General features: G+C 64.1%; 9 protein-coding genes, 7 pseudogenes and 1 other annotated feature. Of the genes and pseudogenes, 9 read left to right on the top strand and 7 right to left on the bottom strand.

Going from position 1 to position 15,231, the window contains the following annotated elements; genetic code table 11:
- Positions 1-384: 384 nt before the first annotated feature.
- The 6 genes and pseudogenes from G7085_RS22485 (at position 385) to erm (ending at position 7,749) form a co-directional block, all read left to right on the top strand.
- On the top strand, positions 385-1,128 hold the full coding sequence (locus G7085_RS22485) for a GAP family protein (protein WP_197513151.1): 744 nt from the start codon (positions 385-387) through the stop codon (positions 1,126-1,128).
- A 793-nt stretch (positions 1,129-1,921) separates the two neighbouring features.
- The gene (locus tag G7085_RS22480) at positions 1,922-2,203 is read left to right on the top strand and encodes a hypothetical protein (protein WP_231980843.1); all 282 of its coding nucleotides are present in this window, start codon (positions 1,922-1,924) and stop codon (positions 2,201-2,203) included.
- A 19-nt stretch (positions 2,204-2,222) separates the two neighbouring features.
- A pseudogene (locus G7085_RS36110) lies at positions 2,223-4,366 on the top strand (AAA family ATPase).
- Positions 4,363-5,418 carry a hypothetical protein gene (locus tag G7085_RS31650; RefSeq protein WP_197513148.1) on the top strand — a complete coding sequence of 352 codons (1,056 nt, stop codon included), beginning with the start codon at positions 4,363-4,365 and terminating at the stop codon, positions 5,416-5,418. Before G7085_RS36110 ends, G7085_RS31650 begins: the two are co-directional and overlap by 4 nt.
- A gap of 249 nt (positions 5,419-5,667) precedes the next feature.
- Positions 5,668-6,930: pseudogene (locus G7085_RS22460) on the top strand (IS3 family transposase).
- Positions 5,967-6,101 (top strand) — a sequence feature (AL1L pseudoknot). (Overlaps the previous pseudogene by 135 nt.)
- A 60-nt stretch (positions 6,931-6,990) precedes the next feature.
- Positions 6,991-7,749: pseudogene (gene erm / locus G7085_RS36105) on the top strand (23S ribosomal RNA methyltransferase Erm).
- Between the two features lie 156 nt (positions 7,750-7,905).
- Here the strand turns inward: erm and G7085_RS22445 are convergent.
- The 4 genes and pseudogenes from G7085_RS22445 to G7085_RS36100 form a co-directional block, all read right to left on the bottom strand.
- On the bottom strand, positions 7,906-9,357 hold the full coding sequence (locus G7085_RS22445) for an AAA family ATPase (RefSeq protein ID WP_197513145.1): 1,452 nt from the start codon (positions 9,355-9,357) through the stop codon (positions 7,906-7,908).
- Positions 9,347-10,258: a MobF family relaxase gene (mobF, locus tag G7085_RS22440; protein WP_197513143.1), complete on the bottom strand. Its 912-nt coding sequence runs from the start codon at positions 10,256-10,258 to the stop codon at positions 9,347-9,349. The genes G7085_RS22445 and mobF overlap by 11 nt, the downstream gene beginning before the upstream one ends.
- Positions 10,259-11,092: 834 nt before the next feature.
- Positions 11,093-11,293: pseudogene (locus G7085_RS31645) on the bottom strand (TetR/AcrR family transcriptional regulator C-terminal domain-containing protein); the annotation flags it as partial.
- Positions 11,197-11,421 (bottom strand): annotated as a pseudogene (locus G7085_RS36100) (TetR/AcrR family transcriptional regulator C-terminal domain-containing protein); the annotation flags it as partial. The pseudogenes G7085_RS31645 and G7085_RS36100, both read right to left, overlap by 97 nt.
- Positions 11,422-11,697: 276 nt before the next feature.
- Between G7085_RS36100 and tet(33) the strand changes: the two are divergent.
- Positions 11,698-12,920 (top strand): annotated as a pseudogene (gene tet(33), locus G7085_RS22430) (tetracycline efflux MFS transporter Tet(33)).
- Between the two features lie 226 nt (positions 12,921-13,146).
- Complete coding sequence (locus tag G7085_RS22425; protein ID WP_197513141.1) at positions 13,147-13,452, top strand: hypothetical protein; 306 nt, start codon at positions 13,147-13,149, stop codon at positions 13,450-13,452.
- Positions 13,453-13,804: 352 nt separating this feature from the next.
- On the opposite strand, the gene G7085_RS28750 is transcribed toward G7085_RS22425, so the two are convergent.
- Positions 13,805-13,960: a response regulator transcription factor gene (locus G7085_RS28750; protein ID WP_331716064.1), complete on the bottom strand. Its 156-nt coding sequence runs from the start codon at positions 13,958-13,960 to the stop codon at positions 13,805-13,807.
- Here G7085_RS28750 and G7085_RS28745 point away from each other — a divergent pair, their 5' ends adjacent.
- Entirely contained in the window at positions 13,961-14,128 is a 168-nt protein-coding gene (locus G7085_RS28745) for a hypothetical protein (protein ID WP_231980861.1), read from the top strand.
- Between the two features lie 38 nt (positions 14,129-14,166).
- Here G7085_RS28745 and G7085_RS28740 read toward each other — a convergent pair.
- Positions 14,167-14,394: pseudogene (locus G7085_RS28740) on the bottom strand (response regulator); the annotation flags it as partial.
- A gap of 82 nt (positions 14,395-14,476) precedes the next feature.
- The gene (locus tag G7085_RS22415; RefSeq protein ID WP_197513278.1) at positions 14,477-14,647 is read right to left on the bottom strand and encodes a hypothetical protein; all 171 of its coding nucleotides are present in this window, start codon (positions 14,645-14,647) and stop codon (positions 14,477-14,479) included.
- Positions 14,648-15,231: the final 584 nt, after the last annotated feature.

The following is a 15,231-nucleotide window of genomic DNA, read 5'->3' as shown; positions in this document are numbered from 1 at the left end:
TCGCAGACACGGTCGACGGTATGACGACGGGTACTTCGACCCAGGAACAATCACCGGATGCCACGACCGCGGACGAAATCGTGATCGAGGTTCGTTTCGATAGCGACGGCGACACCGCTCGTGCTGTGGAGGTCAAGGTGGACTCCTCAACTAGCCCCAGAGTCTGCGTGAGGACGTCGTGGATATTCCGTACAGTCAAGAGTTCACGATTGAGACGGATGGCTTCTTCCCATTCCGGGGTGTGACCGCGTCGGCGGAAGTCGGAGACGGAGCAACGTTCATCAGCTGTGAGATCGTGATCGATGAGGAGGTCGTCGCGTCGCATCACAGTTCAGGCAGTAACGCTCTTGCGGAGTGCGAGCGTCGGATTCGGTTGGGGCCGTCATGATGGATTCGGCCTCTCTCGGGTCGCTCATCGTACTCGCGCTCGTGGATTCCGGGAGCTTCGGCACCCTGCTGATCCCGATCTGGCTGTTGGCCGCCCCGGGCAGGCTCCGCATCGGCAGACTTGTCATCTATCTCGGCACCGTCACTGCCTCCTACTTCGCCTTGGGAGTCATCTTGCTCCTGGGTGCGACCGCACTCGCAAACGCATACCGTGATCTCTTAGCATCCGATGGATTCCTCATCGCACAGTTCTCGCTCGGTGTCCTCCTACTCGTGGTCAGTCAGTTGATGGACACGAAGAAAGCTCGCTCGAAAGCAGTCGAACGTGCCGCGACTGGCGGCGGCAGGCTCCTCGGCTGGCGCAGCCGGATTATGCGCGATGACAACGGCGCAAGCTCATTTACTGCGTTGATGGGGTTGGCGTTGACTGCCGTAGCAATCGAGGCCGCATCAATGCTTCCGTATCTCGCCGGGATCGGAATCATCACGACCCAAGGCCCGGGCTGGCCGGGGTCCGTCCTAATCCTTGTCGGATACTGCATCGTCATGATCGCCCCCGCACTGACGCTCCTGACCCTGCGTCTCATCGCAACATCAGCATTGGAAACACCTCTACTGCGCATGGACGCCTGGCTGACCAAGCACGCCCAAGCAACAACGGCATGGGTGATCGGAATCATCGGATTCATCCTCGCCGCCCGCGCAGTCTACGACCTTGGTTGGTTCGGAATCGGTGCATGACAGCAGAGATACAGCACGGCCCGCAGGTTTCCGGCGGGACACGCGACTTGCTGGAGGAACGCAGTAATCTCGGTGTTCATTTCGTCGGGCTTCTGGGAGTTGAGTTCGTGCCCGCTACCGCCGATGACGCACCACTGTGCGGGCGGCATGCCCGCTGCAAGCGTGCGGGCGGCGGGCAGATTCGCGCGGTCCTTCGGGCCACACAGCACAAGCGTCGGAACGTTGATGCGTGCAAGATGCGGGCGAATGCGTGCAACTTCTCCGAGTACGGTGAGTGCCATCGGGTGCGACCACGCGTGCGGGCAGCACGCGCATGAGCGCGGACTGCATTGCCATGAGCACCCGCGGTGCCCCAAGCGATAACCCGCAAAGATGAGCCCGGTCGATCTCTCGGCCATCGAGATCACTGATCACGTCTGCCGCCGCGCCGCGGAGAGTGAATGTGCTGCGGTCGGTGTCGGTGAGTCCCGCGATTTGGGGTGCGATGCCGGTGAAGCCCTCAGGGAGCGCGGCGAGCTGCTCGTCCACGAGTCGGGTCCGACGCCGATGCCGTGGAGGAACACCACCTGCTGCGTATCTATACATCTAGCCTATCCAGGCATCATTACGACTTTGTGTATAGCTCTCCGGTCAAAGCGCACATATCACAGGCCTCGTTCGTCTCCGAGCGCGCCCACCCTCGTTTCCGCCGCTCTCGATTTCGGCATTCACATCTACAAAATCTATGCACGTATGCCACCGTGGGTGGGGCGTGCGCACCTCCCTCATGAGACAACTCATGAGGGAGGCCGAGATGAAGGGCGGGGTGATCCTGTTTCGCGGCAACGGTGCTGCCGCGCGCCGTTATATCGAAGCCGACCGTTCCCGCGCGGATGAGTATTACCTCGGCGCGGATGATGCCGTGGCCGAGTACGCGGTACTCGACGGGCGCGGCGAAGTCACCGCTACCCACGCTCTGTCGGCGGATGAGTACGAGGGGTGGGTGGACTGGATCAATCCCGGCACGGGCGAGTCGATGGGAACTCCGCGCGCGGCGGCCGTGGGTATGAAGGGTCGCCGTTGTTCGCGGAGATGACGATCAATGCCCCAAGAGCCTGTCGGTTGCCGCTGCACTCCACCCCGATGTATCGGTGGCACTCGACGCTGCGCAGCAGGACGCCCTTGCGGAGATTCGCCAGTGGCTGGGTCAGCACTCGGTCACTCGGGTCGGTCCGCGTGATGCGCGGGAAGTGTTGCCTATCGAGCGGATGCAGGTCGTCGGTATCCGTCATAAGACCTCGCGTGCGGGTGATCCGCATCGGCATATCCATATGCAGATCGGCATGCGGGTGTGGGCGGCTGGGAAGTGGCGGGCACTGGATACGGCAGCGTTGTTCAAGCAGCAGGGCGCGATCCGCGCCCTCGGTACGGCGGTGATCGCTGCGCACCCGCAGCTCGCGCAGACCCTTACCAGGCATGGCCTGGCTCTCGACCCGGCCAGCGGCGAAATCAGGGAGTTGGAGCCGTTCAACGCGATGATGTCGAAGCGGTCGGCGCAGATCAGGCGCAACCTCGACCGGCTCGAAGCCGAGTGGGAGGCCGCGCATCCGGGCGAGGAGCTGGGGCGGGTGATGACGGCGCGGTTGCAAGGCATCGCGTGGACGCACCAGCGGCCTGGCAAGAAGCCTGTCGACCTCAAGGATGAGCAATGGTGGGTGCAGGAACTCCGTGAGGCCGGATACGACCCCGCAACGTCTGAGCACCGCACCTCGCAACCAGCCGTCGCGGTGGATGAGCTATCAGTGCAGGAGGTTGCATCGCGGGCGCTGGATCGGAGCGCCGCCTCATCCTCGGCGTGGACGAGGCACACGCTCCAGGAGCACGTCACCCGCATCACCACCGAAGCAGGTGTGCAGGCAACCCCTGCCGAGTTACGGGAGTTCATCACCCTGGCGACCGAGCTTGCCGTCTCGGATTGCTTCTCGGTGCTGCCGCCTGGCGCGGCGACGCCGGAGCATGTCGCGCACCTGACCAGCCTCAGCGTGCTCACCGCAGAGGCCGCGCTCCGCGACCAACTCACCGCCACGAAGCCAAAGCGGAAGTCGGAGCACCCCGACGTGACAGAGGCGGCGATCGCCGCCGGACTCGATAGAGGGCAGACGGTCGCGGCAGCGGCCGTCGCATCTGCCGATGCGCTGGTGATCGTGGAAGGAGCAGCAGGCAGCGGAAAGACGACCATGCTCCGCACCGCCATCGACGTTGCCGCCGAGCATGGCAGACCGTCGCGGGTGGTTGCCCCGACGTTGCGCGCCGCGCAGGTCGCGCACGAAGAACTCGGGTGCCCGCAACCAGCGTCGCGGCGCTCGTGTATGCGCACGGGTGGCGCTGGAATGCTGACGGCGTATGGACACGCATCGCTGTGGGCGATACCGACCCCGAGAGTGGTCGCGCCTACACCGGCCCGCCGAAAGATACGCGCTTGTCGCGGGGTGAGCGGGTGATCGTGGACGAGGCCGGGATGCTCGACCAAGACACCGCTCACGCCCTCCTGGCCGTCACTGCCGAGGCAGGCGCGAACGTCGCGCTCGTCGGCGACCGCGCCCAACTCCCCGCCGTCGGCCGAGGCGGGGTGCTCGAAATGGCCGCGCAGATACGTGGCCGAACCTATGACATGACCGAACTACACAGGTTCGCCGATGCCGAGTACGCAGCACTCACGCTGGCGTTGCGCGATCGCGAGACCCCTGGCGACGTGTTCGACCAGCTTGCCGTGCTGGGGCTCGTGACGTTGCACGCCGATGATGAGCAAGCCTGCGAGCGTATCACCGAGACCGCTCACCATGGCGAGGCGATCACGGTCGTTACGAACGACGAGGCGGCGGAGTTGAATGAGCGCATGCGCACCGGCCGGGTTGAGCGTGGCGAGGTTGATGACGAGGTGACGGCAACCGGCAGCGACGGCCTGCCCATCGGGGCCGGTGACCTGATCCAGACCCGCAGAAATGACACCGCGCTCGGAGTCGCAAACCGACAGCAATGGATCGTCCAGCACATCGCCGACGACGGCACCGTCTATGCCCGCGAGGTTGGCAGCGGCCGCAAGAACCCCCGCACTGTCACCCTGCCGCCGGAGTATGTGGCCGGGCATGCGCACCTGTCCTATGCGGCGACCGCGTATGGCGTCCAAGGCGCAACCGTCACCACCTCCCACACAATCCTGTCGGAGGCGACCACCGCGGCCGGGTCTACGTCGGGATGACCAGAGGCCGCGAGACCAACCGGCTGCATGTCATCGCCGAAGACATGGCCGATGCCAGAGCACAGTTCATCGAGGCATTGGAACGCGACCCTGCAGACCGAGGCCTCGCCCACGTCACAGCCCAAGCAGCAGAAGCCGTACGCGGCCTCGTCGCCAATGGCCCGGTCAAGCTCGTCACCGAAGAACTCGCTCGCCTCGACCAGGTAGCCGAGCGCGCCAAGGAGCAGGCAGACCGGTGGGAGCAAAAAGCCGCGCGCCTCGACGCCCAACGAGACGCCCACCGTGCCGAAGATGAGCAAGCCGACGCCGTAATCCACGCTGCTGAGGACGCAGCCGAGCACGTCCGTACCGAAGTCACCAGGCCACTCGTCCAACGAGCAGAGCAGGACGGCGCGACCTACCTTGCCGCTGTCGAGGACGAAGCCGCCGCCAGCACCCGACTCTCGGCCGTCGGCAGGTTCGGTCGGCGCAAAGCCCGCGCCGAGCACCAGGCCGCGAAGGAACAGACGCAGACTCAACGGGCGCGAGTGCGCGACAACTGGGGCAGCGCACCGCCCCGTAATCACCAAGCACTCCCCGGATGGGCAGCCCAGACAGCGGCACAGAAAGCGAAAGGTGACCCCCGCGTGGCCGAAGCCGCCCGCGCCGCCGACGCTGCGCGCACCGACCGAGGAAAAACCTCGCGGCGACACAAGCAAGAACGGTTCGCATTGTTGGCTCGTGAAATTGGAACCGAGCAAGCACGCAGCGATCAGTTCGGAATGCGCACCGTCAACCCACAGCGTGCCGCCCGAGACGCCCTCACGCGAGCAACATTGGCGCGCGCCGAAGCCGACGAACTCCGCAACCTCTCAGTCAACGACGCTGCACGAATCATTGCAGCCAAGCGGGCCGAGCAGGAACAGACACGACGGCTGTTGGAGCAGCGAGAGCGGCAACTCAACCCGTTCCAGCGCACCACCCCGGCAGCGACCCAGGTCGTGACGGGCCAGCACGCGGCCTGTGATTCCCGGGTTTGCTGCTCCGATGAACTCTGTGCTGCGATCGGGTAAGATGATCGGCATGGGTAACTTGATTTGCGTGTTCGCTGTGACGCACACGCTTGCTGTTCGCGACCGCCGCGCCTGACGGCGCGCCTCGCTGAACGCTTCGCGCGTCGTCCATCCGAGAGACCATTCGCGTCTCGGAACGGCGATTTTGCGCATCCATTTTCTCCGTCTGCGCTCTGCCCTGTTTCCGAGGCGTTCTGAACCGCACTGAGTTTGTTGGAGACTCCTAACCTTGGAAACGAGGATGGGGTTATGCCGAAAGAGCAGACAGCAGGGAAGCCGACGACGCGTCGGTACTCGCCGGAGGAGAAGGCCGCCGCGGTCCGGATGGTGCGAACGTTGCGGGCCGAGCTGGGGACCGAGCATGGGACGGTGCAGCGCGTCGCGGCGCAACTCGGATACGGCGTCGAGTCGGTGCGGTCGTGGGTCAAGCAGGCCGACATCGATGAGGGTCACGTCGCCGGCGTGACGACCGTCGAGGCCCGGCGCGTGCGGGAGCTCGAGCAGGAGGTCCGCGAGCTTCGCCGAGCCAACGAAATACTCAAGCGCGCAGCGAGTTTCTTCGGGGCGGAGCTCGACCGCCAACACCGGAAGTAGTCGCATTCATCGACGCGAACAAGGACGACATGGTTGAGGGTCGCCCGCTCGGAGTCGAGCCCATCTGCAGCGTGTTGCAGGTGGCTCCGAGCACCTACTACGCCGCCAGGGATCGTGTCCCGTCGGCGCGGTCGATAAGCGACGCTGCCCTGGTCCCGGAGCTGGTGAGGCTGTGGGAGGACAACTATCGCGTCTACGGTGTCCGCAAGCTGTGGAAAGCCGCCCGTCGTGCCGGGATCGACATCGGCCGTGACCAGACCGGCCGGTTGATGCGTGCCGCCGGTATCGAGGGCGCCACGCGTTCTAGGCGAGTCACGACCACCAAGGCCGATCCAGCCGCCCCCAGGCACCCGGACCTGGTGCAGCGGGAGTTCACCGCGCCGGCACCGAACCGGCTCTGGGTGACCGATCTGACGTTCGTGGCGACGTGGGCCGGGGTGGCCTACGTGTGCTTCATCATCGACGCGTTCTCCCGGATGATCGTCGGCTGGCGATGCGCTTCACACATGCGCACCGAGATGATCCTCGACGCGATCGAGATGGCCCGCTGGGGTCGCGGCACCCACCACGACGACCTGCGCTGTCACAGCGACGCGGGCAGTCAATTCACATCGATCCGCTACGGCGAACGGCTCGCCGAGATCGGCGCCACCCCTCGATCGGGACCGTCGGCGACAGCTACGATAACGCCCTCGCCGAGACCGTGAACGGCTACTACAAGGCCGAACTCGTCCGCGGACCCGCCCGACCAGGCCCTGGAAGACCGCGGAGGACCTCGAACTCGCAACCCTGGGCTGGGTGCACTGGCACAACACGCAGCGCCTCCACGGCTACCTCGGCGACATCCCGCCCGCCGAGTTCGAGCAGGCGTTCTATGCTGGCCAAACCGACCGCAAACAGCTGGTCGGAATCAAATAGCACGAGTCTCCATCAGACCCAGTGCGGTTCATTCCATCCTTTCTTTCTTGGAGCGCGAACATGCCTCGTTCATCCCACGGTGGCCGCCACGAACTCGGCCAAAACTTCCTCATCCACACACCCACAATCAGCAAGATCACCGCTCTAGTCACCGCGACGAAAGGGCCGATACTCGAACTTGGCGCTGGAGACGGCGCACTCACGAGACCTCTCGCCCAGCTCGGCAGGCCGGTGACCGCGATTGACCTCGATGAGCACCGGATCGCTGGCCTCCGCCGCGCGCTGCCGGATGTGAAAATCAATCACGCCGACGCGCTCACCGTCCCTCTCGACCACCCGTGATCGTGGGAACATCCCCTTCCATCTCACCACCCCGATCCTGCGCCGACTTCTCCGCGTCGGCACCTGGACTCAGGCGGTGCTCCTTACGCAATGGGAGGTCGCCCGCAAACGCTGCGGGATCGGTGGCTCCACCATGTTGACCGCACAAACCGCGCCCTGGTTCACCTTCGACCTCCACGGCCGGGTTCCCTCCTGGGTTTCCGACCACGCCCCAGCGTCGATGGCGGCATCATCCAGATCAGCAGGCGCAAAGATCCGCTGATTCCCGGCTCGCAGCGCACCCGGTACCAACAGTTCGTACGCGCGGTATTCACCGGCCGAGGCAGAACCCTCGACCGTGTCATCGCGAACGCGAGCCACATCGACCCCGGCCGAGCCCGGCAACTCCTGAGGCAGTGCGGCGTCGATACACGCGCACTGCCGAGGGACCTGACACCGGAGCAGTGGGCCGGAATCTGGAACGCGATACCTGAGTAGCCACCCCAGAGCCACCATGCACGACACAACTTTCGCGATTCGTGGTCTCTCGGCCCGCGATGACGAGTCGGTCGCGTGAGCGTCCTCACGGCGACCGGTAGAATAGAACCGCGCGCACGCGCACGTTCACAGGTGAGTGTGTTTGGGGAACCTCGGCTAGCCGAGGTCGACGTGCTCGGCGACGTAGCTCACGGGCAGCGTGATCGTGGTGCGCCGCTTCGATCCTGCCCGCCGCACGGTGAGGGATCCGTCGTCGTTCGCATGGGCGACGTGCCAGCGGTCGCCGTTTTTCACCCAGCTTCGCCCGAGCGAGAGGCGCCGATTGTTCTCGCGGGTGATGATGAGATCTCCGCGGGAAACTTCGTTGCCGTCATGGAGTTTGACGCCGTCCACAGCGACGTCGCCCTGGAGGATTCGGTCGGTGCGGGCGCGGGTGTTGAGCGCAGAGACCGTGTCGAGGGTTTCCGCGATCAGCACCGTGCTCTTTCCCGCTGCGAGGTCTGTGCGCCAGGCTTGGTAGGCGGCTTCGAGAATCTCGTCATATCCGCCCGGCGTGACGCGCTGGTGCGCAATGTAGGTATCGATGACGTCGGTGTCGCCGATCCGCAACTGCAGGGACGCCTGCTTCTCCCAGTCGTTTCGGAAGCGACGCACATCGACCAGTTCCGGGGCGTCGCCGCGGTCACGCACGAGCATCCCGAACGCGCCGCCCGCGTCCACCGCTGCGAGTTGCGCCCAATCGCCCACGAGCAGCACTTTCGCGCCGACCTGCTGGGCGTGACTGGTGATGGCATCGAGCGCGAACGTGCCACCCAAGGAGGCTTCGTCGATGATGACGAGCTGTCCGCGCGTGAGGTTCCATTTCCCGAGGCGATGCTCATGCAGCCACTTCGCCGTGTTCTCCGTCCCGATCTCCAGATCCCCGGCGAGGACGTCGGCGGCAGCGGCCGAGGGCGCGAGCCCGGTCACCGAGCCTGGCCCGTAGCGTCGCTCCCAGGCTCGGCGCAGGGCACGCATCGTTGTGGTCTTCCCAGTCCCTGCGGGGCCGACGAGTACGTCGAGGACGCGGCCGGAGACGCCGATCTTCGCGATCGCCTGCTCCTGGTCCACCGACAGGGTGTGCCCGTCGCGGTTCTTCGTTCTGGCAGCGTCCTCGATCCATGCCAGCGGTACGGTCGGCGCCGACCGATCATTCGACGCGCCAAGGAGTCGGTCTTCTGCCGCGAGCACCTGCTCGGAGGAGAACACCGTTCCGGCTTTGGGTCGGAACACGCTCGACCCGTCCGCGCGACGAAACAGCGAGGGGCTCTTCGCGAGCTCGGGCGGAGTGAGGCGCAGCGAGACCCGTTCTGCGGCATCGACGATCTGCTGGGTGATGACGTCCCGGTCGTTCGCGGACGCGAAGCGGAGAGCCATCGTCTGTCGCACGGCCTCCGCGTGGAGGTTCCACCGTTTCCACGTCGCTCGCCGGTCACCGACCTGCTGCACCACGACCTCGGCGACCTCCTCGAGATCCTCCAACGGGATATCGTCTGCCCGCAGCAACGGTTCGTGCTCACTACCGGCGAGCAGTGCCGACGCCCAGGTTGGCGCGTCCTCACCCAGCAACGCGGTCGCGCGTTCTCGCCACTGGGAGGTGAGATCGCTGAGAGAGTGCTGCTGCTTCGGGGGCCGAGTCTCGAGCGTGGCCTGCTGCCGGAACTGCCACACCAGCTTCGGGACGGCTGCCTCCGTGCTTCGAGACGTAGTCGTCGACCAGCCGGTCTTTGACCTGCTCGATATCGCGAGTACGGGAAGAGAACTCGTCCATCAGCTCCTGCGGCACGCCAACGATCTCCCACGCCGTGGAGCGCCCCGCACCGCGCTCACGGGCTTCCCACCCGACGCCGAGGATCTGAGTGAGATGGTCCGAGAGGACCGCGTTGTAATGCTCCGATAGGCCGGTGACGGCGGCGTGGATAGCGCGAGAATCGAGCGTGCGCCACTTCCCGTCATGAGCTGCTTGCACGCGGTTGGCGACGACAATGTGCGTGTGGAGTTGTGGATCCGCGGCCCGAGAATCGTAATGATCGTAGGCAGTCGCAATCACACCCCGCACGTCGACTTGCGCGACGGCGCCACGCGCCCCTTTCGCGCCGACCCTGGTCATCGCGACGTCGCGCTCGAGTAGGGCGATCATGTCTCGGATCGCTGCGTGGTGAGCTTGGGCAATGAGTGCTTGCGTGCCGCCGTCGGCAACTGCCCAGAGGGTCGAGACGGACTTCGGGACCGAGAACGTGAGATCGAACCCTGCGACCGGCGCATTCGTTGGCTTCTGTGCTTCCTCCGCCTCGATCAGCGCTTGCTGCGCGGTACGCTCACCTGCGGTAAGGGACTTCGGGAGCTGATCGAGGCGGCGCTGCGTCCGCTCGCCCGCGGTGGCAAACTTTCGGTACGGACGCCCCAGTTGCTCGCCGCTGTTCGGATCCTGCCCGTGCCCCATGAGGCGCCGTAACTGCTCCTCGCTCACCGAGGCACCGACGGCGATCTCTCCGGCGAGTCCTGGGAGGCCGGCCCGAGCCAGATGCCGGGAGGCGTTCCTGCTTCAAGGTAGTACCTTGTCAGCGCTGACGACGCATCGCGATCCCCGTCGCCAGCGACAACTGCGTTCAGCAGGTACCGGTACCCGTCCCCAGCGGTCATGACCCTGATCGAGATCGTCACACTGGGCAGGTGCGCCGCAGATCTTGGGATCTACCCTCGGAAGGCGGAGAGCGCGATGTTTGCGTCAATGCAGGGAGATAGCGAAGAGCGCGCTTCAACGGAGATGCTCGAATGGGTCCACGACGGATTGGACTCCGTGGTCGCGGCAGACGTAGACGATTCACACGCCGTACCCGTCGGCGCCGCTCGGCTCGGGTCGCATTCTGCGCGGCAGACGTTACAGAGCCGGTGCTCGTTGCTCCCCAGACCGTGACCTCGATATCGTCGGGGATCTCCATTCCGTCGAACTCCATATGCGGAGGTTAGCTGTCGCGGATTGAGTCGTGTCAAGATGCGGCACCGATGCTAAACCGCCGTTACCTATGGTCATCGCGCCGGTCACGCACTCGACGCTTAGTTCTTGAGGTACTCGAGGACGGCGATGACGCGCTTGTTTCCTGTGCGCTCGTTAAGGTCGAGCATGGTGAAGATGCTGCTGATGTGCCGTTCCGCGATCGCGACGCGACATGCATACGGTCCCTGATTTGCTCGTTAGTGAGCTCCGTAGCCATGAGCAAAACGTCAGTATCGCGGAGGAGCTGCTGCGGGAGCGGGAAAGGATTGACCTTACTGACGCAGAGACCCAAAGCGCGAGCATCCCTCATCGCTTTGATGCCAGCCCTTCAACCATTGCAACTAACCCGAACTCGAAATCTAGGTCTTGATCGACAGGCTCACATCCGTTGTCGAGCGCTGTTTGTTCTTCTAGTACGAAACCGACCGTATAGCGGCTGATAGCCATGAGAGCTCGGACCGCAGAGACCTCAGCGAATCCTTCGGACACGAGAAACTCGATCTGACTTTCGGGGCATCCGAGCCCGCTGGCATCTGGTCACTCTTTTGACGGTGAAACTCTGCGTGCAGCCGTGCTCCATCCCGGACTGCCAGAAGCGCTGTCCGGAAGCTCCGCGCGTTGCGCAGGAGAAAGTCGTCCCAGCGCTCCCTGACTCTGGGAGTGAGGCGTGGTGTTCGCGATCAAGCACATCAGCTGCGAGCGATCCGAGCAGGTGGCCCTTTGTCCGAAAGTGCCAGTAGAGCGCTGGCTGCTGCACCCGCAGATGCGCAGCCAGCGCCCGCGTGGTGAAACCGTCGATCCCGTGTTATTGAGCACATGCCTCGCACCGCGCAAGACTGCTGCACGATCGAGTCGCGCTTGTTTCTGAGCCATGCTTGCACTTTATCATCGATAACTTTATCGTTGATAAGGTGTCATCTCTCACTTCCGCTCGTGGCTCGTTGGCCACGGTCCTCATCACGGCTAGCCTCGACGCCGCCGGCATGGGCCTGGTGATGCCGATTCTCCCCGCACTGCTACACGAGGCAGGGGTCACCGCTGATGCGGTTCCGCTGAACGTCGGAGTGCTGATCGCGCTCTACGCGGTAATGCAGTTCATCTTTGCCCCCGTACTGGGAACACTGTCGGACCGATTCGGCCGCCGCCGGGTGCTGCTTGTTTCCCTGGCCGGTGCGACCGTCGACTATCTCGTGCTCGCCACGACATCCGCTCTGTCGGTGTTCTATATCGCCCGTGCAGTGGCTGGGATAACCGGAGCGACCAATGCGGTCACCGCCACCGTGATCGCCGACATCACGCCACCCCACCAGCGCGCCAAGCGTTTCGGTTTACTCAGTGCCTGCTATGGCGGCGGAATGATCGCGGGCCAGCCATGGGTGGACTGTTCGGTGCCATCTCGCCACATCTGCCGTTTTTGCTCGCTGCTCTTCTCTCAGCGAGCAATCTGGCACTCACCTTTATCTTGTTACGCGAGACCCGTCCTGATTCCCCTGCGCGCTCTGCGTCGCTCGCTCAGCATCGTGGTCGCCCCGGCCTCAGCGCGGTGCCTGGGATTACCTTCCTATTAGTCGCATTCGGCCTTGTTCAATTCATTGGGCAGGCTCCAGGTGCGACCTGGGTGCTGTTTACTGAACACCGCCTCGACTGGAGTCCCGTCGAAGTTGGAATCTCCCTGTCCGTCTTCGGGATCGTACAGGTTCTCGTGCAGGCCCTCCTTACTGGCCGCATCGTGGAGTGGATCGGTGAGGCAAAAACAGTCATCATCGGGTGTGTTACCGACGCCTTGGGTCTCGTAGGCCTGGCGATTGTCACTGACGCATTTTCCATGGCGCCTATCTTGGCGGCACTGGGGATCGGTGGCATCGGCCTCCCCGCTCTGCAAACCCTTCTCTCCCAGCGCGTCGATGAACAGCACCAAGGGCGCCTCCAGGGTGTGCTCGCCAGCATCAACAGCGTCACATCGATCTTCGGACCGGTCGCTTTCACAACGATCTTCGCGCTCACTTACATCAACGCCGACGGCTTCCTCTGGCTCTGCGCCGCAGCACTCTACGTGCCCTGCGTGATTCTCATCATGCGTGGTACAGCAGCGTCCCCGAAGTTCGGCTCATGGGCGAGCGGCGACTCGATGTGAGTTGTGAGACGTGAGCAGGAGCAACACGGCGGCGACACTGCTTCGCCATGGCCGACTAGCGAGACGGCGCCACGGGAAACTCGGCATCATCTACCAAGGACAGGTCAGCTGGGAGCCTGATAGACCCATCGAAATGTGCGTGCCGATCGCGGAGAAAGGCCGGGCGCATCGGATCGAGCCATAGCACCATGAGTCTTCACGGAAGTGCGTTGACGGAGACTTCGTTGTGAACCGGGCCAAGGGAGAGCTGGAGGCCCTCTCCGAGTGGCTTGCCGATGACATGAGCTGGACGCTCATCGAGAAATCCACACACAGCGGCCCAGTGCAGCCCGAGAGGTGCGCCCGCCGTTCTCCCGAGCGGGTGGAGGTCATTTCTGTCGTCACCCACGGACGACGCGCTTCCTGCGACGGCTACCTCGAGGCTGGAGGAATGCGCGTCCGTTTCAGCCATGCGTTCCGCTTCGTCAGCACCCCCAAGACCGCGATGATCGCAGAACTGCGACGCTACTGCATCGAGACGCAGGTTGACTGAGGCCTGTGCGGACAGCACGAACGACCCTTAAGCCCGTAATCTGGGAACCGCAGAAACTACCCGATCGAAACGCAACTACTTTGCCGGCCCTACGGGGTTGGCTCGCGGTCGTCGTCCTTGGCCGCGACCGTGCGCAGGAGGTGCTTGTAGCCATCCCTCGCGATCATCACGCGCATCGAAACCGTCACGACGCTACTGCCTTCGACGATCAGGGGAGCGGGGACTGATCGCGGACGCGCTGTCCACTTTGGTTAAAAGATTGCGCCGCTGTAGACGACCGCCATCTAGATGCCGACGATGACCATGCTCTCGAGTGCGCCACTACCCACCATTAGTGTGGTCAGGGTCGGCTTCAGGTGATGAGTCCATGTCGGTAGGCGGTGATGGCGGCGTGGACACGGTTGTCGATGCCGAGGGTGTTGAAGAGCTGGGAGACGTATTGCTTGACGGTGCCTTCGGACAGATGCATGGCCCTGCCGATCTGGGCGTTGGAGAGTCCGCGAGCGATGTGGGTGAGGAGCTCGATCTGGCGCTCGGTGAGCAGGGCAGTGAGTTCGTCTCGCGCGGTTCGGGTGCGGTGGCCCGCTCGTTGCTCGGCGGCGAGCCAGCGGGCGACTCGAGGGGAGAACGCGCCTCCGCCGTGCGCGAGGCCCTGACGCCGGCAATGAGTTGCTGAGGTTCGTCGGACTTGAGGAGGAAACCGAGGGCGCCGGCGTTGATCGCATCGGCGATGAGATGGTCGTCGGAAAAGGTGGTGAGCATGGCGATCGGAAGCTCGGGCAGTCGGTGCCGGATCTCACGGAGAGCTCCGATGCCGTCGAGTCGTGGCATCTGGATATCCAGCAGTGCGACGTCAACGCGGTGTGTTGCCGCGGCGTCGACGGCCTCGTGGCCGTTGCTGGCGAGGGCGGTGATGTCAAGGTCAGTGGCGGAGGCGAGAATAGCGGCGACGCCGGTGCGGACGAGCTGGTCGTCATCCGCGATCAGGACACGGATCGGCGGGGTGTCGGTGCGATCCTCCGGGTCATGGCGCGGGAACCGTTCCGATCCTGCTGACCTGGTCGGAGGCGAAGCAGACGACGTGGACGTCGACTCGTTCGAAGAAGCTGATTTCCGCCTCGTAATAGTGACAGGTCTCGTCGGGGCGAGGCGGGAACTCATCGCGTGGAGGATCGAGCATCTCCAGGGCGGCCACCGCGTCCTGTCCGGCGACTCGAGGGCAATGGCAGTCTGTGTGGTCTCGGTGACGACCGTAGTGGTGCCGACTAACCCAGCGACCAGGTACAAGTGGACCATGGTCAGCGAGTCCAGTGCCAGGGCAGTGATCACCGTCGCCAGCAGCATTGCTCGGACCAGGCCAGAGCCAGCGAGCAGCCGCACCGTGGGCGAGCGGTCGACCAGGACCCCAATCGGGATCCCCAGCACGAGGAATGCCAGTGTTCCGATGGCGTTGAGCAAACCCATCTGCGCAGCACTGGCTCCAAGAACCAGTACCGCCAAGACATCAGTTACGAAGTCGACACCCCGACGCCCAGCGGCATCCAAGGCATTGGACAATAGCAATGGCCACCTGGGCCGTGGTAGCGAGGATCGCAGAGAAGAAGAGGAATCGGTAGAAGACATGAACTTCCCTCAGGAATGAGCGGGCGAGTGGGCAGAACAAAGGACCGCGCGACGTTCCAGCGCGGTCCTGTTACTCGCCACTTACAGGCTGGCCCGAGCCCTGAAGAACATGTCCCAACCTTCCTGGATGGATCGACCAGGAGCGTGGACAACCGT

The organism is Tessaracoccus coleopterorum (genome assembly GCF_011174705.1).
Lineage (GTDB): Bacteria > Actinomycetota > Actinomycetes > Propionibacteriales > Propionibacteriaceae > Arachnia > Arachnia coleopterorum.
Note: the sequence above shows the minus strand (reverse complement) of the source record. Positions and strands in the feature narration are given on the sequence as shown.